Source organism: Bacillus sp. N1(2025) (assembly GCF_053470005.1).
Map to the genome: position 1 here is coordinate 1 of NZ_JBLTJB010000016.1, position 26984 is coordinate 26984.

Genomic DNA, 26984 nt, shown 5'->3' on the forward strand with positions numbered 1-26984 from the left:
TCTAAGCGGGGCTGTTTTTATTGAGCAGTCTGCCGGTGAATATCGCCGGCAGGCTTTTTTGATCTTGCGGGAATAATCGGTTCGATTCCAGACAAAATAACAGCAAATACGATTGAAAGAAGGTCGCCATCATGGATATATTACTGGCTCTTCTCCCGGCTTTATTTTGGGGGAGCATCGTGTTATTTAACGTCAAATTAGGCGGCGGGCCTTACAGCCAGACGCTGGGAACGACAATCGGGGCGCTCATCGTTTCGTTTGTGCTGTATCTGTTTGTCCACCCGGTGCTGTCTGGGCGCATTTTTATTGTCGGCATCATCTCGGGACTGTTTTGGTCGCTCGGCCAAAGCAATCAGCTTAAAAGCATACAGCTGATGGGCGTTTCAAAAACGATGCCGATATCAACGGGAATGCAGCTCGTCTCGACTTCTTTGTTCGGTGTGATCGTATTCAAAGAATGGTCAACCCCGATCGCGATTACGCTGGGTATTCTCGCCCTTATTTTTATCATCATCGGGATTGTGCTCACATCTTTAGAAGATAAAAAGGGGCGGGCGGACGGAGAACCGGGAAACTTTAAAAAAGGCATTGTCATCCTGCTGATCTCCACGCTCGGTTATTTGGTCTATGTCGTTGTGGCCCGGCTGTTCGGCGTATCCGGATGGTCAGCGCTTCTGCCGCAGGCGATCGGGATGGTCATCGGGGGACTGCTCCTGACGTACAAGCATAAACCGTTTAATAAGTACGCCCTCAAGAACATTCTGCCGGGAATCATCTGGGCGCTCGGGAATATGTTTCTGTTCATCTCACAGCCGCGCGTCGGAGTTGCGACAAGTTTTTCCCTCTCTCAAATGGGGATCGTCATCAGCACGCTCGGCGGAATCTTCATTCTCCGTGAGAGCAAAACGAAGCGTCAGCTCGTCGCCATTGCCATCGGGATTATCCTGATCATTGTGGCCGCGGTATTCTTAGGCGTTGCGAAATCAAATTCATAACATATGCAGGAGGTTTGAACATGTACACGGATTTAAAAGGAAAAGTCGTTGCCATTACGGGAGCTTCATCAGGATTAGGAAAAGCGATGGCGATCCGCTTCGGACAGGAGCAGGCGAAAGTCGTGGTTAACTACTATAGTAATGAAAAAGACGCCCAAACCGTTAAAGAAGAGATTCAAAAAGCGGGAGGCGAAGCGGTCATCATTCAAGGAGACGTCACAAAAGAAGAAGATGTCAAAAACATCGTGCAGACCGCAGTGAAGGAATTTGGCACATTGGATGTCATGATCAATAACGCCGGCATGGAAAATCCGGTTCAGTCGCATGAAATGCCGCTCAAAGACTGGAACAAAGTCATCAATACCAATCTGACCGGCGCTTTCTTAGGAAGCCGCGAAGCCATTAAATATTACGTAGAGAATGATATTCAAGGAAACGTCATTAACATGTCAAGCGTACATGAAATGATTCCATGGCCGCTGTTTGTTCACTACGCGGCAAGTAAAGGCGGCATCAAATTGATGACGGAAACGCTGGCGCTTGAGTACGCGCCGAAGCGCATCCGTGTCAACAACATCGGGCCGGGCGCCATTAATACGCCGATCAACGCGGAAAAATTTGCAGATCCCGTTCAGAGAAAAGATGTGGAAAGCATGATTCCGATGGGATATATCGGTGAGCCGGAAGAAATCGCGGCTGTCGCCGTCTGGCTTGCTTCAAAGGAATCAAGCTATGTGACCGGCATTACGCTGTTTGCTGACGGCGGAATGACAAAATATCCGTCATTCCAGGCAGGACGCGGATAAGAAAAAAAGCGATCGCAGGCTCTTTAGAGCCGGATCGCTTTTTGCTTACGCGCGTTTTTTCTTTACAAGCGCCGCGATGGAAAGGATAATCGCCGCAGCTGACAGAACGATGGCCGCAATATCAAGCGCTGATACGCCGGATTTGCTTTCTTCGTTTGACTGTTCAGCTCCGTGCGCATCCGTCACGCTGGCCGATTTCGTGATTTTCGTAATTGAGTGAGGCGTGTCGGCTTTCTCATCACCCGTCCATTCTACAATGCTGCCGTCTTTGTAATATTGGTAAGCGTCCCAAGCGGCATCTCCGCTCTTTTCAGGATTTTTCGCAACGAACGTGAACTGCTGGAATTGGCCGGGCTGAATGCCGCCGTCCTTTGCTTCCCAAGTGACGGAGACCGCTTTGTCATCATGTTTGGATACGGATGTTTTCCAGCCCGGAATCGGCTGATACTGCTGAAATTCAACGCCGGCGGGCATTTTCAGTACGACTTTCGTTGTCGGCTCATTCTTTTCCACAGGCACTTTCATCGTGTACGTTTCCCAAGAACCGGCCGCGGATTCCGCGGGTTTGACTGAGACGTGGGCGCTTGCTGTCGCCGTAAAACCGACGAGTGACAGGGTCACGGCGGATATGAATAATAAAGCCTTTTTTTTCAACATGAGATACACTCCTTAGTTTGTCGTTGAGAATATTTGGTTGATTTCATTAAAATCGTTTGTCAGCCCGTGGACTTTGATCTTCCAGTTTCCCTTTTCGGTGATGGACAGGTTGGCGGCTTCGAATGTGCCTTCCTTCGTCTTCTTCAAATCAAAGGTGCTTTCATGCTGTTTGCCGCTGAAGCCCGTCTGGTAAACAGTGACCGTAAATTGCTGAATGTCTTTTACCAAGCTGCCGTTGTGATCGGTGACAATGACTTGAAATTCATTTTTACCCGGCTGGTTCGGCGTAATGTGCAAGGACAGGGTTTCCCCGTTTCCGATCGTTTCTGAGCCGTTAAAAGGCAATGGCGCAGGCGGCGGCGGGCTGGGCAGGCTTGTGAAGACGGCGGTTGTAAATAACACCGCAATGCCTAGTGCCCATTCGGCCTTTATCGTTGCGCTGATGCTCCTTTTTCTGCTGAACTTCGTCATCCATACGTGAACGGCGCCGAGCGCAAGCATGATGACAAACAGTCCGATTTTCAAAAGGAGCGTCTTACCGTAAGCGGTGTGAAAGAGTGAATCAAACGTGCGGATAATGAAAAATCCGTTCAGCACACCTGAAAATAACAGCACGCCGACAGAGGCGAACGCCCAAGGAGAAAACCGTCTGACCGTTTCCCAAGCGATGGTTTTATCGGGTTTTCTCCACTCTGATGAAAGAAGCAGCACAAGCGCGGCGATACCGCCCATCCATACAGACGCGGCCGATAAATGGAGAAAGTCCATTGCGATGCCGACCGCTTTTTCGTCGATAACCGCCGCGTGCCCGGCGAATGCTTTTGCCAAAAGCGAAGCGAAGAAGAACAACAGCGGCGCCGTCCAGTACGCAAATGACCGGAATGCTTTCTTCTTCAACAGCGGGATCATGGACAGGGCGAGCAGGATAAATAAGCTGATCTGGATCATCCAGACGTACCCGCCTGCCGTTTTCAGAAGCGTTTCTTTTACATAGTCCGGCTGAAACGCGGCGCTCCAAGCGCCGCCCGCGTTTTCTTTCGTCTGGATCGGGAGCTGGCAGATAAGCGCGAGCCCCGTTAAACACAAAGAAATCACGAGCAGCTTTACAGTTCGTTTTGCTTTTGATGAATCTTTATTATTTCTGTACCAAAACAGATGGAAAAAAGCCGTGCCGATAAACAGGGAGAGAGCGGTGTACAAAATACCGCGGTCGATGGCCGCTTCGGGATGAAGCGCCGCTTGCGATGATGTCTGCTCCTGAAGTTCTCCGCCGGCTTTTCCGATACTGAAAGGGATGACGCCGGATACCGGATGTCCGTCGGCCGATACCGCGTTCCATTCCGCTCTGTAAATATCATGCGGCAGGTTTTTTTTCAATGCCGCGGTCATGATGCGGGCATCATTTTTTTGAATCACCGTTTTGCCCGCGTCAACCCGTTCGCCGGATGAATTATAGACCTTAATGGAGTGGAAGCCTTCTTCAATCTGTTCATTAAACTCAATTTCAATCTGCTTCGGCGCTTGTTTTAATTCGCTGTTCTCACCCGGATTTGAGTTTGTGATGTAGGCGTGGGCGAAGCTTGTTTTCGGAATCAAAACAAGGAACAGCAAAAAGATGAGCCAGCGTTTGTTCTGTCTCATGGATGATGACACCGCCTTCCGGTTGGTTGTTGTTATGTCTTGCTGCAGGTGCATCCCTTCTGCCTGTCGTGTAAGATGATGTCCGCCGCCTCGTCAAAGGTGCAAATGACCCCGCCGAATCCTTTTTGAAACCGTTCTGCGTAATCAAGCGTTGAGAAGGGAATCGCCTGAGGCCGGCAGCAGTGAAGGTCAATATCGGCATGGACTAAAAAGTATGCGGAAGCTGCCGTCAGTGTCGTCTGAAGAAGAAAATCTTTACAAATGACGTGGGACACTTCTTCCTTTTTATCCTCATACCGCAAAATCGCGCAATGAATGCAGCACATCTGCTCAACGGCTTGTGAAACGGTAATAAGCTGAACAGAATACGAATGCTGAATCGGCCGCAGGCAATAGCCGCATTGATTGGCGCTTCGTTCTGAAGCGGGCGGGAGCGTAATGCCGCCGGGTGTCCTGATAATCCGGTTTGCATCCGCCAGCTGATTGACATCTCTGTACACGGTCATCTCGGAGACGCCGAATCTCTCGCTTATGTCAGAGATTTTCAGCGCGCCCTCTTCTTTCAGCCATTCAAGCAAGGTTTGCTGTCTGTGAATCGGAAGCAATTCTGCATCCTCCTTTTTATGCGAATGAGTGATGAACCTCCCTCTAAGAGTAGATGTTTTCACAAATGCACACAAGAGCCTGATGATAAAATATGTGAAAAAATGTTGAACAATCACAAATGTAAAAGACGTAGTCAGACTCTGTTATAATAGAAGAGTTGAATGGAGGAATAAACATGAAAGAAACGACCTGCCCGAACTGCGGCAAGCCGATTACAGGCGACATGGTCAGATCATCCATGATCCCGTGCCAGTTTCAGTGCGGGCATTGCCATGTGAAATTGCGTGAATATAAAGTATCAGCTCCGATTATGGCTGCGGCCATTGCGATCACGGTGCTTTTGATTTATCTTGTGCAGATGGCCAGAACCGCCGTCATGCCGATGTTTCCGGCAGCGCGGTATGTGCCGGCCGCCATTTTCGCGCTCGTATGTGCGTATCCGGTGTTTATTGTCAGTGAGCGGCTCATTGCCAAACTCGTTGTCACAAAAGGACACATTATATACAGAAAGCGGTAAGACACCTTTGATGAGGTGTCTTTTTTTTGTTAAGGATTTGTCACAGTCTCTGTGCCAAACTCCTCTTTACTTTTCATTGAATGGGGATTGTAAGCGTTTTATGATGAAGACACAGGGGAGAGAGAAACCCCGTGTCTTATTTATTTTCATCTGAAGGCAAGCAAACAGGGAGGGAATGAACATGCAGCAAGAACAGCAAGCTGGCATGAAAGTGAAGATACAGCGGTTCGGCAGTTATTTAAGCGGTATGATCATGCCGAATATCGGCGCATTTATCGCATGGGGAATTATCACCGCGCTGTTTATTCCAGCGGGATGGTTTCCGAATCCGCAGCTGAATACATTGGTAAGCCCGATGATTACGTATCTACTGCCGCTTTTAATCGCATATACGGGCGGAAAAATGATTTACGATCACCGCGGGGGAGTCGTCGGAGCGACGGCGGCCATCGGAGTCATTGTCGGAGCGGACATTCCGATGTTCTTAGGGGCAATGATTATGGGGCCTTTGGGCGGTTATCTCATTAAACAATTAGACCGTGTGTTTAAAGATAAAGTCAGACAGGGTTTTGAAATGCTGATCAACAACTTCACGGCGGGAATTATCGGCGCGGTGCTGACGATTATCGCGTTTTATGCGATCGGCCCGGTCGTCCTGTCTCTTAACAAATTGCTGGCGGCGGGTGTGGAAGTCATTGTCCACGCGAATTTGCTGCCGATTGCAAGCGTTTTCGTAGAACCGGCGAAAGTCCTGTTCCTGAATAACGCGATCAACCACGGCATTTTAAGTCCGATCGGAATCGAGCAGGCCGCCAAAGCGGGTAAATCCATTCTGTTCTTAGTGGAAGCGAACCCCGGGCCGGGACTCGGTATTTTACTGGCATATATGTTCTTTGGGAAAGGCTCTTCAAGATCGACGGCTCCGGGAGCGGCGATCATTCATTTCTTCGGGGGGATTCATGAAATCTATTTCCCTTACATTTTAATGAAACCGATGCTGATCCTCGCGGCGATCGCCGGGGGAGCGAGCGGGCTGCTTACATTTTCGATCTTTAACGCGGGTCTTGTTGCCGCATCATCTCCGGGAAGCATCATCGCCATTTTGGCGCTGACGCCGAAAGGAAGCTATCTCGGCGTGCTGGCGGGCGTCATCGTTGCCGCGGCCGTATCGTTTATCGTTTCGGCGCTTATTCTGAAATCGTCTAAAGCGGGTGAAGAAGATTTGACAGCCGCGGCGGAAAAAATGCAGGAAATGAAAGGCAGGAAAAGCGAAGCGGCGGCCGCATTGGCGGACAAAGAGGAAGAGCCGGAAAACAGCGCCGCTGATATTTCCGCCGACCAAGTCAGCCGCATTATCTTCGCGTGCGACGCAGGTATGGGATCGAGCGCAATGGGCGCCTCCATTTTAAGAAACAAAGTGAAAAAAGCAGACCTGGATATTGATGTGACAAATACGTCGATCAATAATCTGCCGAATGACGCGGATATCGTCATTACGCATAAGGACCTGACTGACCGCGCGAAAGCGAAGCTGCCGCAGGCGGTGCACATTTCGGTTGATAATTTCTTGAACAGCCCGAAATACGATGAACTGATTGAAAAGCTTAAAAACTAATCAAACAGAAAGAGGGATCTTCATCATGGAAGTATTGGCTAAAGCGAACATCAAACTGAACCAGACGGTGAACTCAAAAGAGGATGCCATCCGTCTCGCGGGACAGACATTGATTGATAACGGCTACGTGAAGAACGGCTATGTGGAAAAAATGTTCGAACGTGAAGAAACATCATCCACGTTTATGGGGAATTTCATCGCGATCCCGCACGGCACGGAAGATGCAAAGGATGAGGTGCTTCATTCAGGCATTTCCGTCATCCAGATTCCGGACGGTGTTGAATACGGTGAAGGCAATACGGCAAAGGTCGTTTTCGGTATCGCCGGAAAAAACAATGAACACTTAGACATCCTGTCAAACATCGCCATCATCTGCTCAGAGGAAGAAAACATCGAACGGCTGATCAGTGCAAAGACGGAAGAAGAACTGGCCGCTATTTTCAGCGAGGTGAACTGACATGATTGCCCTTCATTTCGGAGCGGGAAACATCGGGCGGGGCTTTATCGGCGCCCTGCTCCATCATTCCGGCTATGACGTAGTTTTCGCTGATGTGAATGAAACGATGGTCAGCCTTCTCAATGAAAAGAAGGAATATACCGTGGAGCTTGCCGACGGCGGCCGGCAGACCGAAATCATCGGCCCCGTTTCAGCCATCAATAGCGCGGTGCAAGAACAAGAGCTGTACAGGCTGATCAATGAAGCAGCGATCATTACGACGGCGGTGGGCCCGAACGTCCTCAGACTCATCGCCCCGTCCATCGCGGAAGGGCTGAAGCGCAGAACGTCCTCTGAGCCTCTCAATATCATTGCCTGTGAAAATATGATCGGCGGCAGCAGTTTTCTGAAAAAAGAAGTTTTCGGACATTTGACGGAAGCGGAGCGGGAACTCGTGAACCGGATGGTCGGCTTCCCGGATTCTGCGGTGGATCGGATTGTGCCGATTCAGCACCATGAAGATCCGCTGAAAGTATCCGTAGAACCGTTTTTTGAATGGGTCATAGACAGAACCGGCTTTGCCGGCGGCCAGCCGGTACTGGAAGGTGCGTTGTTTACGGATGATCTTACGCCTTTCATCGAGAGAAAGCTGTTTACCGTCAATACCGGCCATGCCGTTACGGCGTACGTCGGCTATCAGCGCGGATTAAAAACCGTCAAAGAGGCCATCGGCCATCCGGAAATCCGGCGTGTCGTGTACGATGCACTTTCAGAAACGGGCGAGTACTTGGTGAAAGCGTACGGCTTTAAGCAAGCCGAACACGAGCAGTACATGAAGAAAATCATCGGCCGCTTTGAAAATGAATACATCACGGATGATGTGACAAGAGTCGCCAGATCACCGCTCAGAAAACTCGGAGCGAATGACAGATTAGTAGGGCCGGCCAAAAAAATAAAAGAACCGAACGCGCTGGCAGAAGGCATCGCCGCCGCCCTGCGCTTTGACTATCAGGATGATCCGGAAGCGGTTGAGCTGCAAAAGCTTATCGCGGAAAAAGGCACGAGCGGCGTTCTTCAAGACATTTGCGGTATTCAGCCGCATGAACCGCTGCACGGCATCGTGCTCAAAAAGCTCAATCAATAAAAATGAACCCGCGTCGGGGGACGCGGGTTTTTTCTTGCGTTATAATGAGAGAGAAGGGAGGCTGCGTGATGAATCAGAAGCTATTGCCCCATCGTTTTCCGTTTCTTTTGATTGACGGCACGACGAACAGTGAAGCCGGAAAATGGGCGGTTGCTTACAAAAACATCAGTGAAAATGACTGGTTTATAACTGAATCCCAAAGAGAGATGCCATTTTCGTTCGTCGTTGAAGCAATGGCCCAAACGGCGGCTTGCGCGGGAATTACCGGCGGTGACGGCCTCGGTCTCTTATCCGCGGTGAAGAAAGCGGAAAGGTTAGGTGCCGCTTTGCCGGGAGACCGTCTGGATCTTTTTTTTGAGGTCACGCGAATCAGACGCGGTTTTGTGTTCGGCCGGGCGAAAGCTTCCGTTGCCGGGAAGCCTGTGGCGGAAGCTGAGCTCAGCATATTTATCCAGCCATCGTAAAAAAAGCCGCCTCCAGCGGCGGCTTTCGGACAAGTCTGTTATTTTGTATCATAATCTCTTTCACTTTGTGAATTGTCCCTTTGGTCATGTTTGTGTTTTTCGTCATTGGCGTTTTCTTTCAGCTCTTCCAGCGGAATCGGATCGGTTAAATCATGATGTTCAGGATTTTCATTCGGTTTGTTCTTTTGTTTTCTTTCTTTCATCCTCCATCACCTCAATATTTCTTTTCCTCAACGTTCTCCCCGCCAAACGCAGGAAGCGGTTTTTTGTTCCTGCGGGTCATATGTATTAAAATAGAGACGACTACATTATAAAAAGTGAGGTACATATATGCCGATACAAAGAGAAGACGCAGATATTAAACTGATCGCGATTGATATGGACGGAACCCTGCTCAATGACGAGCAGCTCATCCCGGAGGAAAACCGGCGGGCGATCAAGGAAGCGGAGGCGAAAGGAATTCACGTCGTCATCAGCACAGGACGCACGCTGATGACCTGCCGCGAACTGGCTGAGTCTCTCGAGCTGTCATCCTTTTTAATCACGGCAAACGGCAGCGAAATCTGGGATTCCAACTTTGAGCTGGTTGAGCGCAAGCTTCTTCATACCGATCATATTCAAAAATTATGGGATCTGAGGAATAAGCACAACACGAATTTCTGGGCCTCTACCGTCGATAGAGTGTGGAGAGGGGAATTCCCGGAAACGATTACGGATCATCAGTGGCTCAAGTTCGGATTCGAAATCGAGGATGACGAAGTGCGAAATGAGGTGCTGAAAGAGCTCAAGGAATACAAGGAGCTCGAGATCACAAACTCAAGTCCGATCAACATCGAAGTCAATGCCCTCGGTATCAACAAAGCGGCTGCGCTTGCGAAGGTATCGGAAAAACTCGGCTTCACGATGGAAAATGTGATGGCCATGGGTGACAGTCTGAATGACATTGCCATGATTGAAAAAGCGGGTGTCGGCGTCGCCATGGGGAATGCGCAGGACATTGTGAAAGAAACAGCTGACTGGGTGACTGATCTCAACACGGAAAACGGGGTCGCCAAAGCGATCCGCCACTGGGTATTATAATAGAAAAAAGAGAGAGTCTCAGTATGAGACTCTCTCTTTTTTGTTTTGTCAGATTTGTGACTAGGTCCATGGTAGGTTTTCTGACAAAAGGATGTTCAAACCTGTCAGAATTAAATATAATGAAGAGAAATCCAACAATTCGGAATAGTCATTCCGAATAGCGGAATGATAATAATATAAAACGTTTACAATACAGGAGGGATCTTATGTTTCAGATTGACATCAATTGTGATTTAGGAGAGAGTTTCGGTGCTTATAAAATCGGGCTGGATGAAGAGATTTTGGACTATGTGACATCTGCAAACATCGCCTGCGGCTTTCATGCGGGTGATCCCAGCGTGATGCGCAAAACGGTTGCGCTTGCGGCGGAAAAAGGCGTGAAAATCGGCGCTCATCCCGGGCTGTTCGATCTTCAGGGATTCGGGCGGCGGCAGATCGCGATTACACCCGAGGAAGCTTATGATCTGACGCTGTACCAAATCGGCGCGCTGTCAGGGTTTTTAAAAGCAGAAGGTGTCGAAATGCAGCATGTGAAGCCGCACGGCGCTTTATATAATATGGCCGCCGTCAATCCCGGCCTGTCAGAAGCCATCGCTCAGGCGGTCTGTCATTTTGATCCCGCGCTTATTCTTTTCGGGCTTTCCGGAAGCGAGCTGATTAAAGCGGGAGATCGAATCGGACTGAGGACGGCAAGCGAAGTGTTTGCGGACCGCACCTATCAGGAAGACGGCACGCTGACGCCGCGTTCAGAGCCGGATGCGCTGATTCAGGATGACAAAAAAGCGGTCGGTCAAGTGATTCAAATGGTGAAAGACAGCACGGTGACATCACGTAAGGGACAAGCTGTAAGCCTGAAAGCGGACACGGTCTGCATTCACGGAGACGGAGCCCACGCCCTCACATTCGCAAAAACAATCAAAAAAGAATTAAAAGCGGCAGACATTCAAATCAGCGCGCTTGCAAAAGACTGAGCAGCAGAGGGAGGAAGACAGCATGGAGCAAAAGAAAAAAACAGCCGGAAAGGCTTCCGGCAGATGGTCGCTTCTTTTAGGCGCGACATTTTTGATGGCGACATCATCAATCGGGCCAGGCTTTCTGACGCAAACGGCCACGTTTACCAATACATTGGCGGCAAGCTTCGGCTTTATCATTTTAATTTCTATTATTTTGGACATTTTCGCGCAAACCAATGTATGGCGGATTATCGCGGTTTCCGGAAAGCGCGGCCAAGAGATTGCCAATATGGTGCTTCCGGGCGCCGGTTATGCCATTGCTTTTCTGGTCGTGCTCGGCGGACTTGCGTTTAATATCGGAAACATCGGCGGCGCGGGTCTCGGTCTTCAAGTATTATTCGGGATCAAACCGGAGATCGGCGCTTTAATCAGCGCAGCGGTCGCGGTGCTGATTTTTGTCATAAAGGAAGCCGGAAAAGTCATGGACCGTTTTATGCAGATCGCCGGAATCGTCATGATCGTATTGACGGTGTATGTTGCCGTAACGACGGCTCCGCCGGTCGGACACGCCGTTGTGAAAACTTTTATGCCTGATCATATCAGTGTGCTGGCGATCGTGACGCTTGTCGGCGGCACGGTCGGCGGATACATTACATTTGCCGGCGGCCACCGTTTGCTTGATTCAGGCATCCAAGGGAAAGAAGTCATCCCCCAGGTTACGAAAAGCTCCATCACAGGCGTTCTGATTACATCGATTATGCGGATTGCCCTGTTTCTCGCCGTGCTCGGCGTCGTCTCAAAGGGCCTGAGCATTGATCCTGATAATCCCGCGGCTTCTGTATTCCGGCTTGCGGCGGGAAATGTAGGCTATAAAATTTTCGGCGTCATCATGTGGTCTGCCGCTATCACGTCTGTCATCGGCGCCGCCTATACATCGGTGTCATTCTTCAAATCGTTTTCAACAAAAATCGAAAAGCACTCACATGGCGTAATTATCGGTTTTATCATCGTATCCACTCTTATTTTTGTCACGATCGGCCAGCCTGCCAAAATTCTGGTCGCGGTCGGTTCGCTTAACGGCTTAATTCTGCCTCTTGCATTAGCGATGATTCTGTTGGGCGCTTATAAGAAAAAAATCGTCGGCGATTACAAGCATCCGATCTGGCTCACGATTGCAGGGGCGATCGTAGTGGTTGTCATGGCGGTTATGGGCATCTATACATTATTCACGCAGATGCCGCAGCTATGGAGCTGATGATATGAAAAAACATATGAGAGACATGAGCCCCGAAGAAATCAGACAGCTGATCAGGAAGGGGCAGATGACCGGGCCGACGGCGGGGGTGGCCGCTTCTTACGCACAAGCCAATCTCGTCGTTTTGCAAAAGGATCTTGCCTTTGATTTTCTCTTATTCTGCCAGCGCAATCAAAAGCCTTGTCCGGTGCTTGACGTGACGGATGCGGGTTCACCCGTTCCGGCAATAGCGGCGCCGGGAGCTGATATCCGGACGGACTTGCCGAAATACAGGATTTATCGGCATGGCGTGCTTACTGAAGAGGTAACGGATATTACGCCGTATTGGAAGGATGATGATGTCGGGTTTTTGATCGGCTGCAGTTTTTCATTCGAGCAAGCCCTTATCAATCAGCAAATTTCAATCAGGCACATCGATGAGGGTGTGAATGTCCCCATGTATAAAACAGACATTGACTGTGTTCCCGCCGGCCCGTTTTCGGGAAAGATGGTCGTCAGCATGAGACCGATTCCGGAAAGACTGGCAGTCCGCGCGGCGCAGGTCACGTCACGTTTTCCCGCCGTGCACGGCGCCCCCGTCCGCATCGGAAATCCGCAAAGCATCGGCATCAGCGATTTGCATCAGCCGGATTTCGGAGATGCCGTAACGGTGCGGGAAGGTGAAGTTCCCGTATTCTGGGCTTGCGGCGTTACACCCCAGGCGGTGATCATGGAAGCAAAGCCTGACATCGTAATAACACATTCACCGGGGCACATGCTGATCACCGATATACGAAATGAATCGCTTGCTGTCCTGTAAGTGAGAAAGAATACAACGAGGTGATGACAATGATGCAGTATAGCGGAAATACAGCGCTTGATATACAGCCGTACGGTGATTCCGCCGTTATCATCCGCTTTGGCGGGCACATCAGCGAAGAGGTCAACAGCCGGGTGCATGCGGCGGCAGCCTGTATGGAAGAACGGCCGTTTCCGGGCTTCGTTGAATGTATTCCGGCATTTACAAGCTTAACGATCTTTTATGATGTGTATGCCGTCTCAAACATAAAAAAAGGCGTCTCTCCTTTTGCCCTGGTCAAGAAAGAAGTGACGGAACGTCTCAGCCATATAATGACCGACCGCAAAGAAGAGCGCCGGGTGATGGAAATCCCCGTTTGCTACGGCGGTGATTTCGGTCCCGATTTAGAAGAGGTCGCTGAGATGAACGATCTGACCCCGGAAGACGTCATCCGCATTCATACTGAAGGCGAATATCTCGTTTATATGCTCGGATTTGCGCCGGGATTTCCGTTTTTAGGAGGAATGTCTGAGCGGATCAGAGCGCCGAGAAAGGCGTCGCCAAGGCCGTCCATCCCGGCCGGTTCAGTAGGAATCGCGGGAATGCAGACCGGTGTGTATCCGATATCCACTCCCGGCGGCTGGCAGCTGATCGGCAGCACCCCGCTCCGGCTTTTCAGGCCGGAAGAACATCCGCCGAGTCTTTTGAGAGCGGGCGATACGGTGAAATTCGTCCGGATCACGGCAGAGGAGTACAGCCGCATCAAGGAGGGAGCCGAATGAGTATGAAAGTGGTAAAGCCCGGTCTCTTGACGACGGTTCAGGACACGGGGCGGACGGGGTATCAGAAATACGGTGTACTGGGAAGCGGCGCAATGGATACGATCTCTCTGCGCATCGCCAATCTTCTTGCCGGAAATCAAGAAAAAGAGGCGGGGCTGGAAATTACGCTTATGGGGCCCGGGCCTTCCTTTGAATTTTCAGAACCTGCGGTTATTGCCGTCACGGGAGCTGATTTCGCCCTTCATATTAATGGGGAGCCCGCCCCTCTGTGGAAACCGGTTTTGATAAAGGAAAACAGCGTCGTCTCATTCGGGCCGTGCAAGATGGGGAGCCGCGCTTATCTCGCCGTCGCGGGGGGATTTGACGTGCCCGCCGTCATGGAAAGCAAAAGCACGTATGTCAGAGCGGGGATCGGCGGCTTTTGCGGAAGAGCGCTGCAAAAAGATGATGAGCTGCCGCTCGGCCGTATGACGCCATGTTCGGAATCAATCGCGTACCGTCTGAGCGATTCTTTCGGACAGCATGGTTTCTCAGCGCCTGATTGGTCTGTCAGCAGCAGAGGATTTCTGCCGCTGAAAAAAAATCCGGTCATACGAGTGCTTGAAGGCGCTCAATTTCATGCTTTTACAGAAGAAGCAAAATTGCGTTTTTACCAAGAGTCATATACGGTCACGCCTCAATCCGACCGAATGGGCTACCGGCTGAAGGGCGCTCCGCTTGAATTGCGGGAGCCGCTGGAGATGGTATCAGAGGCCGTGACGTTCGGAACGGTGCAGGTGCCGCCGGACGGCAATCCGATTATTCTGCTGGCTGACAGACAGACGACGGGGGGCTATCCGCGGATGGCGCATATCATATCCGCCGATCTTCCTCTCGTCGCCCAAACGATGCCGGGGGAACATATCACGTTCCGGGCCGTTTCGCTGGAGGAAGCGGAAATGCTGCTTTTAGAGAAGGAACAGCAGCTGAAGGAGCTGAAAGCAAGGCTCAAAATGGAATGGCTGATCTGACAAAGGGGCTAAAGATCATGGAAAACAAAAACAAAACCGTCATCAAATCAATGGAACTGCTTCATTTGTTTCTGACTGAACCGAGCCTGAGCTTAAATGAGCTGGTTTCTCTATCGGAAATGCCGAAGACCTCGGTTCACCGGATGGCAAGCTCGCTGGAGGAAACGGGATTTCTCACCCGGGCAGCGGACGGCCGTTATCAGCTTGGTCTGATCTTTTTACAATTCGGCCAGCTCGTCTCTGAACGTCTGGACATCAGGAAAATAGCTAAACCGATTATGGAAGAGCTGTGCGGCGAAGTGGATGAGGCCGTTCAGCTGATCATGAGGGACGGAGATGAAGCCATTTACGTCGAAAAAATTGAAGGCACTCAAACCGTCCGCCTGTATACGGCAATCGGCCGCCGGTCGCCGCTGTACGCGGGAGCGTGCGCCAGAAGCATTCTATCGTTTCTGCCAAAAGAGGAGATTGACACATACATTCAGAAGACAAAGCTTGCCGCAATCGCCTCAGGCACGATGACGGATCGGGCTGAACTGCTTCAATCCATTGAAAGATCCTTACAATCAGGTTATACGATCAGCTATTCGGAATTAGAAGATTACACGGCGGCGATCGGGGCGCCGATTTTCAATCACGAAGGTAAGGTGGCTGCCGGAATCAGCATCGCCGGCTTCGAAGCCCGGTTTTCAGAGGACAGGCTGCCGTATTTAACCGAAAAGGTCAAAACCGCCGCACAGCATATTTCTGAGAAATTGGGTTATTGACCGAGCCAATTTTTCTTCACTCGCGTACATTACAATATCGATAGTAACGAGTGGAGGAAAGTAAATGGGACTTGTTTATACGGCGCTGGGGGATTCTTTGACGACGGGGAGGGGATCCGGGCCGTTTTCCGCCGGTTTTGTCCAGCGGTTCGGGCGTATGATGGCAGAAGATTTACAGACAAGAACCGACGTATCCATCTTTGCCAAATCAGGCCTTGAGACGGGAGAAATTCTCGGGCTTATGTCCTTGCCGTACATTCAGAGGCGGATTCAGGCTGCTGATATGATTACGATTACAGGCTGCGGCAACGATTTGATCGATTCGGTTCAGGCATATCAGCAAACATCGGACGCTTCGGTGTTCACCAGCGTGTCCAGTCACTGCCATGAGAACTTTGAAAAGATGATTGCCAAGATCGCTGCCTTAAAAGGGCCGCACCCGTCTCCTTATGAGATCCGCGTCTTCAATTTATACAATCCTTTCCCGGGCATCTCCATTGCAGAAAAATGGATATCCTCTTATAATGCGCACCTCAGCACACTCGCATCGGCGCCGCACGTCAAAATTGCCGACGTCCACAGCGCTTTCAAAGGAAAAATGAATGAATATCTCTCTCATGACCGCGTACACCCCAACAGCAAGGGGTATGAAGTCATGGCATGCGTCCTGCGGGGGCTCGGATACGGAAGCCTCGCCCGCTCATAACCGCGCGCTCCTTTTCATCGGGAGCGCGCTTTTCGTGCTCCTTAAAACAAACTTAAAATTGTCCGACTTTCGTTCTATCCGCGCAAAAAATACGCTAGAATAATGGGGGATAAAGACAGAAATAGAATTGTGTTCAAAAAATGATAACAGAAAGGATGGATTGCTTTGCTGCGCGCCTTAAAACTGTCACTCGCGATGCTGATTATTATACTTGCGGCCGCCGCATTTACGTATGCGGAACATACCTCTGTCATACAGCCGGTTATGCTCGTGTTTCTCGGTGCGGTCATGTTCATTCAGGGGCTGGAGGAAAAACGGAAAGAAAACGACGGCTCCGGGAAATTCAATATCTATACCGCCGTTTTTGTATGGTCGATCTCCTTAATCGGTTTTACGCTTCACGCGATCTGAGGCTGATAGATCCTGAAAATGCTCCACAACGGGAAATGGTGAATAAAAACGGTGCAGTAAGGCTTTCCATTCCTGATATTCCGGCGATCCGCGAAAGCCTTTTGTATGATCTTCCAATGTCTCCCATTCCACAAGCAGCAAATATTTATGCGTCTTTTCCATACATTTGGACAAGGAATGGGACAGATAACCTTTCATGCCCGCGATAATCGGCTCCGCCCGGCGGAATGCCTCTTCGAATTCCCCCTCAAGACCTTCTTTTACATACAGCATGGCTGCTTCTCTGATCATCTGAAATTCCCCCTTTTTTTAATAGATACATTGTATAAGAATATGGCCCGTGACGGCAGGAAAAACAAAAAAATTTTAAACAATATGAGAAAAAAATCCTTGCCAGCCTGATTTGGTTTAGGAGAAAATAACAGTTGGAAGGCAGGGGAATAGACAGTGAAAAAAGGGTTATACCTATTACTTTTACTCGCAGGAATCATAGGTTTGATCGGCTGCTCGAAAACGGAATCGGCCGAAGACAGAATGAAAGATTTCGTAAAAGACTGGAACGGCGGTCATTACGATAAGATGTACCAAAGCCTCACCCAGGATGAAAAGAAAAAACGATCCAAAAAGGATTTTGTAAAGCGATATGAAACCGTTTATGAACAAGCAGGGGTCAAAAATCTGAAAGTCACTGCCGAAAAACAGGACGAAGACGACAAGAAAAAAGATGACCTCCAGCACATCGATTATAAAGTCAGCATGGATACAAAAGCAGGGAAGGTCGCTTTTGAAAACACGGCCGTCCTGAAAAAAGAAAAAACAGACGATGGAGAATCATGGAACATCGACTGGAATCCTTCTTTTATTTTCAAACAGCTTTCCGATGACAAAACCGTGCAGATCGCAAATGAAGAACCGAAGCGCGGACAAATTTACGACAAAGACGGAAAAGGTCTCGCCGTGAATACCGAGGTGCCGGAAATCGGCATTATCCCTGGAAAACTCGGCAAGGATAAAGACAGCGTGATCAAAAAACTGTCTGAAAAACTGGACCTTTCTGAAGACGATATCAAAAGCAAACTGAACCAGGGCTGGGTAAAAGACGACTCCTATGTCCCGCTTCAAAAAATCAGACCGGATGATGAAAGCAAGGTCAAAAGCCTGCTCGCATTAGACGGCGTGACGAAAACGAAAGTCAGCTCCCGCTACTATCCGTACGGCGAAAAAGCGGCCCATCTGACCGGTTATATTAAAACCATCACAGCGGAGCAGCTGAAAAAAGCGAAAGACGGCCAATACAGCGATACTTCCAAAATCGGCATCGCCGGCCTTGAGAATGTATATGAAGACAAGCTGCGCGGCACGACCGGCTGGAAAATTTACGTCCCGCAAACAGGTGAGGTCATTGCTGAAAAGAAAGCCGAAAGCGGGCAGGATATTCATGTAACGATTGACATGAAAACGCAGACGAAGCTGTATGATTCTATGAAAGATGACAGCGGAGCGGCAGTCGCCCTCGAACCGCAAACGGGAGAGACACTCGCGCTCGTCAGCGCACCGTCTTATGACCCGAATGGCTTTCTTTTCGGCTGGAGCGGAAAAGAGTGGAAAAAGCTGAATGAAGATAAAAACAATCCGTTTTCAGCGAAATTCAACAAACTTTATGCGCCGGGATCAACGATTAAACCGATTGCCGCGGCAGTCGGCCTGACAAACGGCACATTGAAAGCGTCAGAAAAGAAAAAAATCACCGGAAAAGAGTGGCAGAAAAATTCGAGCTGGGGCGGTTACCATGTCACACGCGTATCAGAGCGCCTGAATGAAGTGGATCTCGAAAACGCGCTGATCACATCAGACAACATCTACTTTGCGCAAAATGCCATAGATGCCGGAGCGGACGCGTTTACAAAAGGATTAAAAACATTTGGCTTTGATGAAGAGATTCCGTACCAATTTCCGATTGAAAAGTCTTCAATCGCTAACGGCAAGCTTGATTCCGAGATCCTTCTCGGAGATACGGGCTACGGCCAGGGGCAGATGCTGATGTCTCCGCTGCACTTAGCGGCTGACTATACCGCATTTGTAACAGACGGAAATCTCGTCAAACCGACATTGATCAAAGACGGAGAAAAAACACCGCAAATCTGGCATAAGCAAGTGGTATCGAAAGCCAATGCCGAAGAAATCACAAAAGGGCTGAGAGGCGTCGTTGAAGATCCGCGCGGCTCTGCATATCAGCCGGCCGTAAGCGGCATTACCGTAGCCGGGAAAACCGGTACAGCCGAGCTGAAAACGTCTAAAGAAGATAAAGACGGCAAAGAAAACGGCTGGTTTGTCGGTTACGATTATAAAAAGAAAGACCTCTTGATCGCGATGATGATTCAAGACGTCAAAAAACGCGGCGGAAGCCATTACGTCGTTGAAAAAGCGAAAAAGCAGTTTCAGAATCATTAAATGACGATTTTTTGCGGGCTGAAAGGAAAATCGGCCGCCGAAGCAGAATGAAACAGCATGGGCAATTCCTGAAAACAGAGATACAAGAGGCTCTAAGAAAAAGGGGGATTTCACATGCAGCGCATTCAATTGGCTGAAGACCTGGAATTTTCAAGAGTGATACACGGGCTTTGGCGTCTGAACGAATGGAATGTTTCAGACGGAGAGCTGCTGAATCTGATTGAATGGTGTATCAGCCAAGGCATCACCACCTTCGACCATGCCGATATATACGGCGGTTATACGTGCGAAAAGCTGTTCGGCGGCGCTTTGTCCCTTTCGCCTTCAATAAGGGAGCGAATCGAAATCGTCACAAAATGCGGGATTGTCATTGAATCACCGGAACGGCCCGGAAACAAGTCGCATCATTATAATACGTCGAAGTCTCACATCTTAGCGTCGGCGGAGCAGTCGCTTTTGAATCTGAATACGGATTATCTGGATGTGCTGCTCATTCACAGACCGGACCCGCTTATGGACCCGGAGGCTGTGGCTGAAGCGTTTCACGCGCTGAAAAGCTCGGGAAAGGTCAGATATTTCGGGGTGTCGAATTTTAAAGCGCACCAGTACAGAATGCTCGAATCCTATTTGGATGATCCGCTCATCACAAACCAAATTGAAATCTCGGCGTACGAGCTGGAAAATATTCATGACGGCACGCTGGATTTCTGTCAGGAAAAACGCATTCCGCCGATGGCGTGGTCACCGCTTGCGGGCGGGAGCGTCTTTACCGGACAATCAGATAAGGACGTCCGTATCCGTGCCGCGCTTCGTTCCGTACAGGAAGAAATCGGCGCCGCTTCCATTGACGAAGTCATGTACGCATGGCTGTTCACCCACCCGGCGGACATCATGCCGATTGTCGGCAGCGGAAAAAAGAACCGCATTTCCGCCGCGGTGCGTGCCTCCGCGTACAAACTCAGCCATGATCAGTGGTTCCGGATTTATACCGGTGTCCAAGGCTGCGATATTCCATAAACAGAACAAACGCCCGGAAGCTATCTTCCGGGCGTTTGTTTATGTGGTGTGCAATGTCTAAAAACAAGTAAGGTCACTTTGAAGTATAGCCGTGCGGATCAAGAGTAACAAGCGTCATGGCATATTATCTGACACATTTTTCTTTTTCAATACTGTCACACGGCCCAGTGCCAAATTGCCATTTGAAAATGGTTGAATAATCATTGAAAGCGTTTTATATTATAACTTACACCACTTTCCCCGGCAGCACTCCCCATATGCCATACTTCTCACAACTAGAAAATCTGGAGGCGCGTTTCATGTATATGACAGCGAGAGAACAAAAATTAATGAAACATCTATTACTGCAGAACCGGTACGAGACAGTGCATGAACTGGCGGAAGCTTTACAAGTCAGCACAAGAACCGTTCACCGCGAGTTGAAAACAATCAAACCGATGATGGAATCATTCGGTCTGGCACTTGATAAACAGCCCGGCAAAGGACTGAAAGCGGTAGGAAACCCGGAGGACAAACAAAAACTCCTGTCAGACCTGTCCTATGAACAGCATGAATACAGCGCTGAGGAGCGGAAACTTTTAATTCTATGTTCACTATTAGAGTCTCAAGAGCCGATCAAGCTCTACAGTCTGGCGAACGAACTGCAAGTGACAAACGCGACGATCAGCTATGACCTGGATGAGCTGGAGACTTGGATTGCGCCCTTCGGCTTGACGCTGATCCGAAAAAGGGGCTTCGGCATTCAGCTGACGGGGCCGGAAAATGCGAAACGGAAAATCGTCGGCAATCTCATCGTCAACCGCCTTGATATTCAAAGCTTTTTGGAAGCGGTTGAATTGAATATTAAAGGAAAACCGGACGATGCTGAAAAAATGTTCGGCGTCGTAAATAAAGCGGAACTTTTGAAAATGGACCGGCTCTTAATTCAGCTCAAGGAAAAAATCGCGATCGCCTTATCTGACAGCTCATACATGGCGCTTGCGGTTCATTTAACCTTTGCGATGGACCGGATCAGGCTCGGAGAAACCATCACAATGGAGGCTTCGGAACTAAAAGCGCTGCAGCAGACGAGGGAGTACGGCTCTGCGCTGGAAATGGCAAAAGAGCTTGAAAAAGCGTTCGGCGTTTCAATTCCGGAAGCTGAGATCGGTTATATCACCATTCATTTGCGGAGCGCCAACCGCAAATACAAAACGGAATTCAAACCGGAAGACATAGAGGTTGAAACGGCCTTGCAAACGAAGCAGCTGATCGGCTTCATTTCTGAAAAAATTAAAATTGATCTGACGGAAAACGGTTCTTTATACGACGGTTTAATCGCCCATCTGGAGCCTGCGATCAACCGGGTAAAAGAAAATATCGACATGTACAACCCGATGACCGAGCAAATTAAACGCGACTACTTTCTGCTGTACATGGCCGTAGAAGAAGGAATGGAAAAATTCTTTCCGGGGCTTCTTTTCTCTGATGATGAGATCGCTTTCATCGTTCTTCACTTCGGCTCCGCTCTGGAAATCAAACGGGAAGAAGCGAAGATCAAAGCGCTGATCGTCTGTTCTAGCGGCATCGGGTCGTCCAAAATGCTCGCATCCAGGCTGAAAAAAGAGCTTCCGGAAATCCGTTCCTTTGATATGTCTTCCCTCATCGAACTGAAGGACCGAGACACCGCTGCGTATGACATGATCGTATCCACTGTTCCGATCCCGTATGAAAACATTGATTACGTCATGGTCAGTCCGCTTTTAAACGAAGAAGACGCTGATCAGGTCAAGCAGTACATCAAAAGAAAAATTCCGCTGATTCTTGACAAAAAAAGAAACGGTAAAAGAGAAGAGAAGCAGCCGGAGACGCCTGATATGCTGGAAGCGGCCGGCCGTATGGCGCATTACGCGGCGGTTATCCAAAGCGTGCTGCGGAACTTTTCGATCAAATCCATTGATTCAAACACGGCGTATGAGCTGTTTTTGAACCGTATGTTTGACATGCTGGAGCAAGAAGGATTGGTTCATAATGCCCAAAAAACCGCACAGCGCCTTGCTGAGCGTGAACGACAGGGCGGACTCGGCATTCCGGGAACGGCGATGGCCCTGTACCATCTCAAAAATGAAGAAATTGTCACGCCTTTTTTCAAAATTTATGATTTGACAGCTCCATGCAGTGTCAAAGGCATGGACGGAAATTCCCTGACCGCCGACCGCGCTTTGGTGATGATGGCGCCGGCTGATATGCCCGCTGAAGGGTCGGAAATACTAAGTGCGGTCAGCTCGGCCATTATCGAGTCTGAAGACAGTATAAAAGCCTTCCAGACGGAGGATGAGGCCGATTTATACAAACGTTTAAACAAGCTGTTTTATCATTTCATTCAGGAGAAAGGACAGCGGTAAACAGGAAGCGCACACCTCATGTGGGGTGTGTTTTTTTGTGCATGTATGAGGGTAAGGGGAAGGGAAGAAACTAAAAACACGGGACTATTGTATCATTCACTGATGGAATAGTTCTAAAACAAAATAGTTTTACAAGTTATATTTTTTGGTTTAAAATGGGTTGCGTGAGAAAGAAAATCTGACAGAGTTTTTTTGTGATTTATCATTATGGGAGATGAAAATATGGAGACATTACAGCATCTGATTCTGCATGACATTTCAAATAGCGAAGAGATCGAAGCTGTAAAAAGCGGTGCGTATACCCTGACCTACGCGGAATATCGAAAACGAATCAACCAGCTTGCACAAGCGCTTCTTGATAAAGGAATAAAAAAAGGCGACAGAGTGGCGATGCTTTGCAAAAACGGCCACGCGGCATCCATTGTCATGTTTGCGGCACTCGAAATCGGCGCGGTGGTTGTGCCGGTCAGCTGGCAATTAACACCTTACGAAATGAAAGGCATTTTAGCAGCCTGTGAACCGAAAGCTGTTTTTTACAGCACTGAATTTAAAGAGATCATGGAAGAAGTGCTTCCTGCGCTTGCATCTTCTCTTAAACTGAAGGTCGTAACAGGAACAGCTGCGGAGACAACGCCTGAGTTTGACGCTTTATTGACAGGCTCCGGTGATACACCGGATGTCGAAACGGTGTCTGAAAACGATACGGCATTGCTGATGTTTACCTCAGGTACAACCGGCAATCCGAAACGCTGCATGATCACTCACGGCGGCATATACAACTACGTAAACGCGACATTGGCATACACGGGGAGAATGCAGCATGTCCGCTTCTTAGCATGCCATCCGAATTACCATACGAGCGCGATTATCTGCCAGATGGTCGGCACGATGAGCGGAACGACATTCATTATGACAGACAATCAGGACCCTGTGGAAAACCTGAAGCTCATCGAAAAAGAGAAAATTCAAACCGTGATGGCGCTTCCGGTCTATTACACATACCTGCTGAAAGCATGGGAAACGCATCAGACTGACATGTCTTCTATCGTTTATATGATGACGGGAGGCACAAAGGTGCCAAGCAGTCTGATCCAGCAGTATCTCGACATCGGCATCCCGCTCATGCACGGATACGGAAGCACGGAAGCGTGGGGCATCAGCTCTTGGAATCCGCAAATGGGAATGGATAAAGCCGCTTCCGCGGGTAAACCGATGGAAGAAGTGGACGTCCGCGTTGTAGATCCGGAAACAGGTGAAGTCCTTCCGCAAGGCTCAATCGGAGAAGTCGTTGTGACAAGTCCGTTTTTATTCAAAGGCTACGAAGGTAACGAAGAAGCGACACGAAAAGTGCTGAAAGACGGCTGGTTCCATACCGGCGATTCCGGTTATGTGGATGAAGACGGATTTATCTTTATCACCGGACGTTATAAAGATGTCATCATCTACGGCGGGGACAATATTTATCCCGACCAGATTGAAGAGGTCATTCAGCAAGTGCCGGGAATTCTCGAAACGGCGGTTGTCGGTATCCCTGATCCGCTCTACGGCGAAAAGCCGAAAGCGTTCATCGTGACAAACGGCAGAGAAGGCCTGACAGAAGAAGAAGTGACCCGATTCCTTCAAGAACGTCTTGCCGCCTTTAAAATTCCGGAAATTGAGTTCGTCAGCGAACTTCCGAAAAACAACCTTGGAAAAGTGAGAAAAGACGTGCTCCGCAAACAAGCGGTACGTTCATAATAGAAAATAAAAACCCGGCTGCCAGCCGGGTTTTTTTCTTGCGTTCCATGTGAAACATTTTTCTCCGAAAACGTTTTGAACTGTCTCATTCATGTTTATCCAAAAGACAGCCGAGGTAGACAAGAAATATGAGATCGAACAAGAAGGAGGAACTTGACATGGAAAACTATCCGAAGGAATTCCCGGCGGAATCACAAAACCGCCAGCCGGGCATTGAAAGCGAAATGAATCCGGCGCCTGTTTACGAATACAAAGAATATAAAGGCGCTGATAAATTAAAAGGGAAAACCGCACTTATCACAGGGGGCGACAGCGGTATCGGACGCGCCGTAGCGGTTGCTTACGCGAAGGAAGGCGCAAATGTCGCGATCGTCTATTTTGATGAACATGGTGATGCGGAAGATACAAAAAAACGAGTGGAAGAAGAAGGCGTAAAATGTCTGTTAATCCCTGGCGATGTCGGTGAGGAAGACTTTTGTAATGAAGCCGTTGAAAAAACGGTTGAAGAATTCGGGCGTCTTGATATTCTCGTGAATAACGCCGCGGAACAGCATCCGAAAGAAAGCATTAAAGACATCACAAGCGAGCAGCTTCACAGAACCTTTAAGACAAACTTTTACTCACAATTTTATTTGACTAAAAAAGCGATTGATTACATGAAGCCGGGCAGCGCGATCATCAATACGACATCCATTAATCCTTACACAGGCAATCCGCAGCTGATTGACTACACGGCTACGAAAGGCGCGATTAACGGTTTTACGAGATCCATGGCGCAAGCACTCGTCAACGACGGTATCCGTGTCAACGCCGTGGCGCCGGGGCCGATCTGGACACCGCTTATTCCGGCGACATTCTCAGAAGAAACAGTCGCTTCCTTCGGTCAGACTACGCCGATGGGCCGGGCAGGCCAGCCTGTTGAACATGTCGGCTGCTATGTGCTCTTGGCCTCAGATGAATCATCTTATATGACCGGGCAGACGCTGCATGTCAACGGCGGCAAATTTGTGACCACATAAGGGGGCTGAAGCATGACGATATCGAAACATGACGTGAATGCATACTATCAAAAAGCGGGAATCGTTCTGACTGATGATGAAGTCGAAGACATTCAAATCATGGATTACGGCTTAGACAAGCTTGAGGAAACCGGGCTTCAGCTGTTTATTTACGTGAATACCGACCGCTACTGTTCGAAAGAATTGGTGCTCTTCCCGCGCCAGACGTGTCCGGAACACCGCCATCCGCCGGTCGGCGGCGAGAAGGGAAAACAAGAGACTTTCCGCTGCCGCTGGGGGAAGGTGTATCTCTACGTGGAAGGTGAAAAGACAGAGAACCCAAGCGTCCTCCCGCCGGAAGAAGACAAGGAATACTACACCGTCTGGCATGAGATTGTGCTTGAGCCGGGCGGACAATACACCATTCCGCCGGATACGAAGCATTGGTTTCAAGCGGGAGAAGAAGGGGCGGTCATTACGGAAATGTCATCGACAAGCACGGATGATCACGATGTTTTCACCGACCCGCGCATTTAAGGATGAGGCTGCACGCCTCATCTTTTTTTGTATGGAAAAAAATGAATTTACCTGTATAATGGCTAATAAAGGAAAGAAGGTGTGGTCGTGTTTTCCTGTCAAATCCGGGAACATCTGACGATCAGATTGCTTGCCAAAGAAGATACGGACGAATTGTATTCTGTTATGAAGCGAAATCAAAACCATCTCAGCGAATGGCTCAGCTGGGCGGAAGAACTGGCTGATATCGATACGTACCGCGATGTGATCATCCCCGAATGGCGCTATAAATACGCGGAAGAGAATGGGTTTGACGCCGGAATTTTTGTGAAGGGCCGGTTTTGCGGCATGATCAGCATCCATAATGCCGATACAGTCAATCAAAAAGCAGAGATCGGCTACTGGCTGGATCGAGAGCATGAAGGATTCGGCATTATCACCGCAAGCTGCCGGGCGGTCATCACCCATGCATTTCAGGATCTCGGCCTGAACCGCATCATGATCAGCGCGGCTGAAAAAAACACGAAAAGCAGGGCGGTGGCGGAGCGGCTCGGATTTCAGAAAGAAGGACTGACGAGAGAAGGCATTTTCGTACAGGGCGCCTATCATGACACGGTGACCTACAGCATGCTGAAGCGGGAATGGAGCGAAGATCGGCAGAAGAGCACATTTCTTGGTTTAAATGTCTCCCCAATGTGGAAAAGTAACAGCGGAGACGTTAAAAAGGAGTGATTCTTCATGAATCAAAATGAAATCAAAGAAAAAGTGCTTGAAGTACTGGATCATCATAAAGTCGGTTCGCTTGCGACGGTAGAGCAAGGCAAACCGCATTCACGCTACATGACATTTTTCCATGACGGCTTAACGATTTACACGCCGACGAGCAAAGACACTCATAAAGCGGAAGAAATTGAAAACAATCCGAATGTTCATATTCTGTTAGGGTATGACTGTGAAGGATTCGGAGACGCTTATGTGGAAGTGGCCGGAACCGCCAAACTGAACAACTCAGCCGATTTAAAAGAAAAGCTGTGGGATCCGAAACTGGAACGCTGGTTTGACGGAAAAGACGATCCGAACCTGGTGATTCTTGAAATTGAACCGAAGCAGATCAAGCTCATGAACGCGGGTGAAAAAACGCCGGCCGAGCTGGAACTTTAAAAATCATTTGATCATTCAGGGGCAATCTGTTATACTTAATTGCTAAGTGACAACATGCAAATAAAAAAGAAAGTAAACTTCTTTTTTCTGTTTTGAT

At 49.2% G+C, this 26984-nt stretch carries 29 protein-coding genes; 24 read left to right on the forward strand and 5 right to left on the reverse strand.

Annotated elements, in window-relative coordinates; all coding sequences use genetic code 11:
* Positions 1 to 131 precede the first annotated feature (131 nt).
* Together ACNFN4_RS21015 and gdh are read left to right on the forward strand one after the other, a co-directional pair.
* Positions 132 to 995, forward strand: a complete 864-nt coding sequence (locus ACNFN4_RS21015; RefSeq protein WP_060563085.1) for a RhaT/GlcU family sugar-proton symporter — start codon at positions 132 to 134, stop codon at positions 993 to 995.
* Positions 996 to 1015: 20 nt separating this feature from the next.
* Positions 1016 to 1801, forward strand: a complete 786-nt coding sequence (gene gdh, locus ACNFN4_RS21020) for a glucose 1-dehydrogenase (RefSeq protein ID WP_015416819.1) — start codon at positions 1016 to 1018, stop codon at positions 1799 to 1801.
* Between the two features lie 45 nt (positions 1802 to 1846).
* Here gdh and ACNFN4_RS21025 read toward each other — a convergent pair whose 3' ends face one another.
* From ACNFN4_RS21025 to ACNFN4_RS21035, 3 genes are read right to left on the reverse strand one after another with little or no spacing between them, the layout of a single operon-like run.
* Positions 1847 to 2458 carry a YcnI family copper-binding membrane protein gene (locus ACNFN4_RS21025; RefSeq protein WP_007410287.1) on the reverse strand — a complete coding sequence of 204 codons (612 nt, stop codon included), beginning with the start codon at positions 2456 to 2458 and terminating at the stop codon, positions 1847 to 1849.
* Positions 2459 to 2470: 12 nt separating this feature from the next.
* Entirely contained in the window at positions 2471 to 4099 is a 1629-nt protein-coding gene (locus tag ACNFN4_RS21030; RefSeq protein WP_014416914.1) for a copper resistance CopC/CopD family protein, read from the reverse strand.
* Between the two features lie 32 nt (positions 4100 to 4131).
* The gene (locus ACNFN4_RS21035; RefSeq protein ID WP_007609432.1) at positions 4132 to 4704 is read right to left on the reverse strand and encodes a DeoR family transcriptional regulator; all 573 of its coding nucleotides are present in this window, start codon (positions 4702 to 4704) and stop codon (positions 4132 to 4134) included.
* A gap of 176 nt (positions 4705 to 4880) precedes the next feature.
* On the opposite strand from ACNFN4_RS21035, the gene ACNFN4_RS21040 reads away from it, so the two are divergent.
* From ACNFN4_RS21040 to ACNFN4_RS21060, 5 genes are all read left to right on the forward strand, one after another.
* On the forward strand, positions 4881 to 5222 hold the full coding sequence (locus ACNFN4_RS21040; RefSeq protein ID WP_003156306.1) for a hypothetical protein: 342 nt from the start codon (positions 4881 to 4883) through the stop codon (positions 5220 to 5222).
* Positions 5223 to 5397: 175 nt separating this feature from the next.
* Positions 5398 to 6837, forward strand: a complete 1440-nt coding sequence (locus tag ACNFN4_RS21045) for a PTS mannitol transporter subunit IICB (protein ID WP_014720723.1) — start codon at positions 5398 to 5400, stop codon at positions 6835 to 6837.
* Positions 6838 to 6862: 25 nt separating this feature from the next.
* Positions 6863 to 7294, forward strand: a complete 432-nt coding sequence (locus ACNFN4_RS21050) for a PTS sugar transporter subunit IIA (protein WP_012116817.1) — start codon at positions 6863 to 6865, stop codon at positions 7292 to 7294.
* A 1-nt stretch (position 7295) separates the two neighbouring features.
* Positions 7296 to 8417 (forward strand): mannitol-1-phosphate 5-dehydrogenase, encoded by a 1122-nt coding sequence (locus ACNFN4_RS21055; protein WP_025649989.1) that lies wholly within the window; start codon positions 7296 to 7298, stop codon positions 8415 to 8417.
* A 68-nt stretch (positions 8418 to 8485) separates the two neighbouring features.
* Entirely contained in the window at positions 8486 to 8881 is a 396-nt protein-coding gene (locus ACNFN4_RS21060) for a 3-hydroxyacyl-ACP dehydratase FabZ family protein (protein ID WP_448200461.1), read from the forward strand.
* 38 nt (positions 8882 to 8919) lie between these two features.
* Here ACNFN4_RS21060 and ACNFN4_RS21065 read toward each other — a convergent pair whose 3' ends face one another.
* Positions 8920 to 9084, reverse strand: coding sequence for a hypothetical protein (locus ACNFN4_RS21065; protein WP_003156294.1), 165 nt, complete (start codon positions 9082 to 9084; stop codon positions 8920 to 8922).
* Positions 9085 to 9211: 127 nt separating this feature from the next.
* Here ACNFN4_RS21065 and ACNFN4_RS21070 point away from each other — a divergent pair, with 127 nt between their 5' ends.
* The 9 genes from ACNFN4_RS21070 to ACNFN4_RS21110 all read left to right on the forward strand — a co-directional run bounded on the left by ACNFN4_RS21070 (position 9212) and on the right by ACNFN4_RS21110 (position 16623).
* The gene (locus tag ACNFN4_RS21070) at positions 9212 to 9961 is read left to right on the forward strand and encodes a Cof-type HAD-IIB family hydrolase (RefSeq protein WP_014416918.1); all 750 of its coding nucleotides are present in this window, start codon (positions 9212 to 9214) and stop codon (positions 9959 to 9961) included.
* A 206-nt stretch (positions 9962 to 10167) separates the two neighbouring features.
* Positions 10168 to 10932, forward strand: a complete 765-nt coding sequence (locus ACNFN4_RS21075) for a 5-oxoprolinase subunit PxpA (RefSeq protein WP_342005228.1) — start codon at positions 10168 to 10170, stop codon at positions 10930 to 10932.
* Positions 10933 to 10954: 22 nt separating this feature from the next.
* Positions 10955 to 12169, forward strand: coding sequence for an NRAMP family divalent metal transporter (locus tag ACNFN4_RS21080; protein WP_014416919.1), 1215 nt, complete (start codon positions 10955 to 10957; stop codon positions 12167 to 12169).
* 4 nt (positions 12170 to 12173) lie between these two features.
* Entirely contained in the window at positions 12174 to 12968 is a 795-nt protein-coding gene (locus ACNFN4_RS21085; RefSeq protein ID WP_448200462.1) for a putative hydro-lyase, read from the forward strand.
* A gap of 29 nt (positions 12969 to 12997) precedes the next feature.
* Positions 12998 to 13729, forward strand: a complete 732-nt coding sequence (gene pxpB / locus ACNFN4_RS21090; protein WP_014416921.1) for a 5-oxoprolinase subunit PxpB — start codon at positions 12998 to 13000, stop codon at positions 13727 to 13729.
* Positions 13730 to 13731: 2 nt separating this feature from the next.
* Positions 13732 to 14739, forward strand: a complete 1008-nt coding sequence (locus tag ACNFN4_RS21095) for a 5-oxoprolinase subunit C family protein (RefSeq protein ID WP_014720726.1) — start codon at positions 13732 to 13734, stop codon at positions 14737 to 14739.
* A gap of 17 nt (positions 14740 to 14756) precedes the next feature.
* Positions 14757 to 15506: an IclR family transcriptional regulator gene (locus ACNFN4_RS21100; protein WP_007410299.1), complete on the forward strand. Its 750-nt coding sequence runs from the start codon at positions 14757 to 14759 to the stop codon at positions 15504 to 15506.
* Between the two features lie 64 nt (positions 15507 to 15570).
* A complete protein-coding gene (locus ACNFN4_RS21105; RefSeq protein WP_007609458.1) occupies positions 15571 to 16212 on the forward strand; it encodes a GDSL-type esterase/lipase family protein in 642 nt (213 codons plus the stop codon).
* A gap of 195 nt (positions 16213 to 16407) precedes the next feature.
* The gene (locus ACNFN4_RS21110; RefSeq protein WP_369719110.1) at positions 16408 to 16623 is read left to right on the forward strand and encodes a YczI family protein; all 216 of its coding nucleotides are present in this window, start codon (positions 16408 to 16410) and stop codon (positions 16621 to 16623) included.
* On the opposite strand, the gene ACNFN4_RS21115 is transcribed toward ACNFN4_RS21110, so the two are convergent.
* Positions 16594 to 16914, reverse strand: a complete 321-nt coding sequence (locus tag ACNFN4_RS21115) for an antibiotic biosynthesis monooxygenase family protein (RefSeq protein ID WP_007410301.1) — start codon at positions 16912 to 16914, stop codon at positions 16594 to 16596. The genes ACNFN4_RS21110 and ACNFN4_RS21115 overlap by 30 nt on opposite strands.
* A gap of 156 nt (positions 16915 to 17070) precedes the next feature.
* Between ACNFN4_RS21115 and ACNFN4_RS21120 the strand changes: the two genes are divergently transcribed.
* From ACNFN4_RS21120 to ACNFN4_RS21155, 8 genes are all read left to right on the forward strand, one after another.
* Complete coding sequence (locus tag ACNFN4_RS21120) at positions 17071 to 19074, forward strand: penicillin-binding transpeptidase domain-containing protein (protein WP_020955335.1); 2004 nt, start codon at positions 17071 to 17073, stop codon at positions 19072 to 19074.
* A gap of 114 nt (positions 19075 to 19188) precedes the next feature.
* A complete protein-coding gene (locus tag ACNFN4_RS21125) occupies positions 19189 to 20091 on the forward strand; it encodes an aldo/keto reductase (RefSeq protein WP_021495104.1) in 903 nt (300 codons plus the stop codon).
* A gap of 299 nt (positions 20092 to 20390) precedes the next feature.
* On the forward strand, positions 20391 to 22475 hold the full coding sequence (locus ACNFN4_RS21130; protein ID WP_094296384.1) for a BglG family transcription antiterminator: 2085 nt from the start codon (positions 20391 to 20393) through the stop codon (positions 22473 to 22475).
* Between the two features lie 222 nt (positions 22476 to 22697).
* Positions 22698 to 24212 carry a class I adenylate-forming enzyme family protein gene (locus tag ACNFN4_RS21135; protein ID WP_014416929.1) on the forward strand — a complete coding sequence of 505 codons (1515 nt, stop codon included), beginning with the start codon at positions 22698 to 22700 and terminating at the stop codon, positions 24210 to 24212.
* Positions 24213 to 24370: 158 nt separating this feature from the next.
* Positions 24371 to 25231 carry an SDR family oxidoreductase gene (locus ACNFN4_RS21140; RefSeq protein ID WP_007410307.1) on the forward strand — a complete coding sequence of 287 codons (861 nt, stop codon included), beginning with the start codon at positions 24371 to 24373 and terminating at the stop codon, positions 25229 to 25231.
* 12 nt (positions 25232 to 25243) lie between these two features.
* Positions 25244 to 25747, forward strand: coding sequence for a D-lyxose/D-mannose family sugar isomerase (locus tag ACNFN4_RS21145; RefSeq protein ID WP_115940449.1), 504 nt, complete (start codon positions 25244 to 25246; stop codon positions 25745 to 25747).
* 87 nt (positions 25748 to 25834) lie between these two features.
* Positions 25835 to 26458: a GNAT family N-acetyltransferase gene (locus ACNFN4_RS21150; RefSeq protein WP_115940450.1), complete on the forward strand. Its 624-nt coding sequence runs from the start codon at positions 25835 to 25837 to the stop codon at positions 26456 to 26458.
* 6 nt (positions 26459 to 26464) lie between these two features.
* Complete coding sequence (locus ACNFN4_RS21155) at positions 26465 to 26887, forward strand: pyridoxamine 5'-phosphate oxidase family protein (protein WP_003156270.1); 423 nt, start codon at positions 26465 to 26467, stop codon at positions 26885 to 26887.
* Positions 26888 to 26984: the final 97 nt, after the last annotated feature.

Bases quoted from the DNA above. Each gene is read 5' to 3' on its own strand.
- ACNFN4_RS21015 (WP_060563085.1), top strand. From the start codon at position 132: ATGGATATATTACTGGCTCTTCTCCCGGCTTTATTTTGGGGGAGCATC.
- gdh (WP_015416819.1), top strand. From the start codon at position 1,016: ATGTACACGGATTTAAAAGGAAAAGTCGTTGCCATTACGGGAGCTTCA.
- ACNFN4_RS21025 (WP_007410287.1), bottom strand. From the start codon at position 2,458: ATGTTGAAAAAAAAGGCTTTATTATTCATATCCGCCGTGACCCTGTCA.
- ACNFN4_RS21030 (WP_014416914.1), bottom strand. From the start codon at position 4,099: ATGAGACAGAACAAACGCTGGCTCATCTTTTTGCTGTTCCTTGTTTTG.
- ACNFN4_RS21040 (WP_003156306.1), top strand. From the start codon at position 4,881: ATGAAAGAAACGACCTGCCCGAACTGCGGCAAGCCGATTACAGGCGAC.
- ACNFN4_RS21045 (WP_014720723.1), top strand. From the start codon at position 5,398: ATGAACATGCAGCAAGAACAGCAAGCTGGCATGAAAGTGAAGATACAG.
- ACNFN4_RS21050 (WP_012116817.1), top strand. From the start codon at position 6,863: ATGGAAGTATTGGCTAAAGCGAACATCAAACTGAACCAGACGGTGAAC.
- ACNFN4_RS21055 (WP_025649989.1), top strand. From the start codon at position 7,296: ATGATTGCCCTTCATTTCGGAGCGGGAAACATCGGGCGGGGCTTTATC.
- ACNFN4_RS21060 (WP_448200461.1), top strand. From the start codon at position 8,486: ATGAATCAGAAGCTATTGCCCCATCGTTTTCCGTTTCTTTTGATTGAC.
- ACNFN4_RS21065 (WP_003156294.1), bottom strand. From the start codon at position 9,084: ATGAAAGAAAGAAAACAAAAGAACAAACCGAATGAAAATCCTGAACAT.
- ACNFN4_RS21070 (WP_014416918.1), top strand. From the start codon at position 9,212: ATGCCGATACAAAGAGAAGACGCAGATATTAAACTGATCGCGATTGAT.
- ACNFN4_RS21075 (WP_342005228.1), top strand. From the start codon at position 10,168: ATGTTTCAGATTGACATCAATTGTGATTTAGGAGAGAGTTTCGGTGCT.
- ACNFN4_RS21080 (WP_014416919.1), top strand. From the start codon at position 10,955: ATGGAGCAAAAGAAAAAAACAGCCGGAAAGGCTTCCGGCAGATGGTCG.
- ACNFN4_RS21085 (WP_448200462.1), top strand. From the start codon at position 12,174: ATGAAAAAACATATGAGAGACATGAGCCCCGAAGAAATCAGACAGCTG.
- pxpB (WP_014416921.1), top strand. From the start codon at position 12,998: ATGATGCAGTATAGCGGAAATACAGCGCTTGATATACAGCCGTACGGT.
- ACNFN4_RS21095 (WP_014720726.1), top strand. From the start codon at position 13,732: ATGAAAGTGGTAAAGCCCGGTCTCTTGACGACGGTTCAGGACACGGGG.
- ACNFN4_RS21100 (WP_007410299.1), top strand. From the start codon at position 14,757: ATGGAAAACAAAAACAAAACCGTCATCAAATCAATGGAACTGCTTCAT.
- ACNFN4_RS21105 (WP_007609458.1), top strand. From the start codon at position 15,571: ATGGGACTTGTTTATACGGCGCTGGGGGATTCTTTGACGACGGGGAGG.
- ACNFN4_RS21110 (WP_369719110.1), top strand. From the start codon at position 16,408: ATGCTGATTATTATACTTGCGGCCGCCGCATTTACGTATGCGGAACAT.
- ACNFN4_RS21115 (WP_007410301.1), bottom strand. From the start codon at position 16,914: ATGATCAGAGAAGCAGCCATGCTGTATGTAAAAGAAGGTCTTGAGGGG.
- ACNFN4_RS21125 (WP_021495104.1), top strand. From the start codon at position 19,189: ATGCAGCGCATTCAATTGGCTGAAGACCTGGAATTTTCAAGAGTGATA.
- ACNFN4_RS21130 (WP_094296384.1), top strand. From the start codon at position 20,391: ATGTATATGACAGCGAGAGAACAAAAATTAATGAAACATCTATTACTG.
- ACNFN4_RS21135 (WP_014416929.1), top strand. From the start codon at position 22,698: ATGGAGACATTACAGCATCTGATTCTGCATGACATTTCAAATAGCGAA.
- ACNFN4_RS21140 (WP_007410307.1), top strand. From the start codon at position 24,371: ATGGAAAACTATCCGAAGGAATTCCCGGCGGAATCACAAAACCGCCAG.
- ACNFN4_RS21145 (WP_115940449.1), top strand. From the start codon at position 25,244: ATGACGATATCGAAACATGACGTGAATGCATACTATCAAAAAGCGGGA.
- ACNFN4_RS21155 (WP_003156270.1), top strand. From the start codon at position 26,465: ATGAATCAAAATGAAATCAAAGAAAAAGTGCTTGAAGTACTGGATCAT.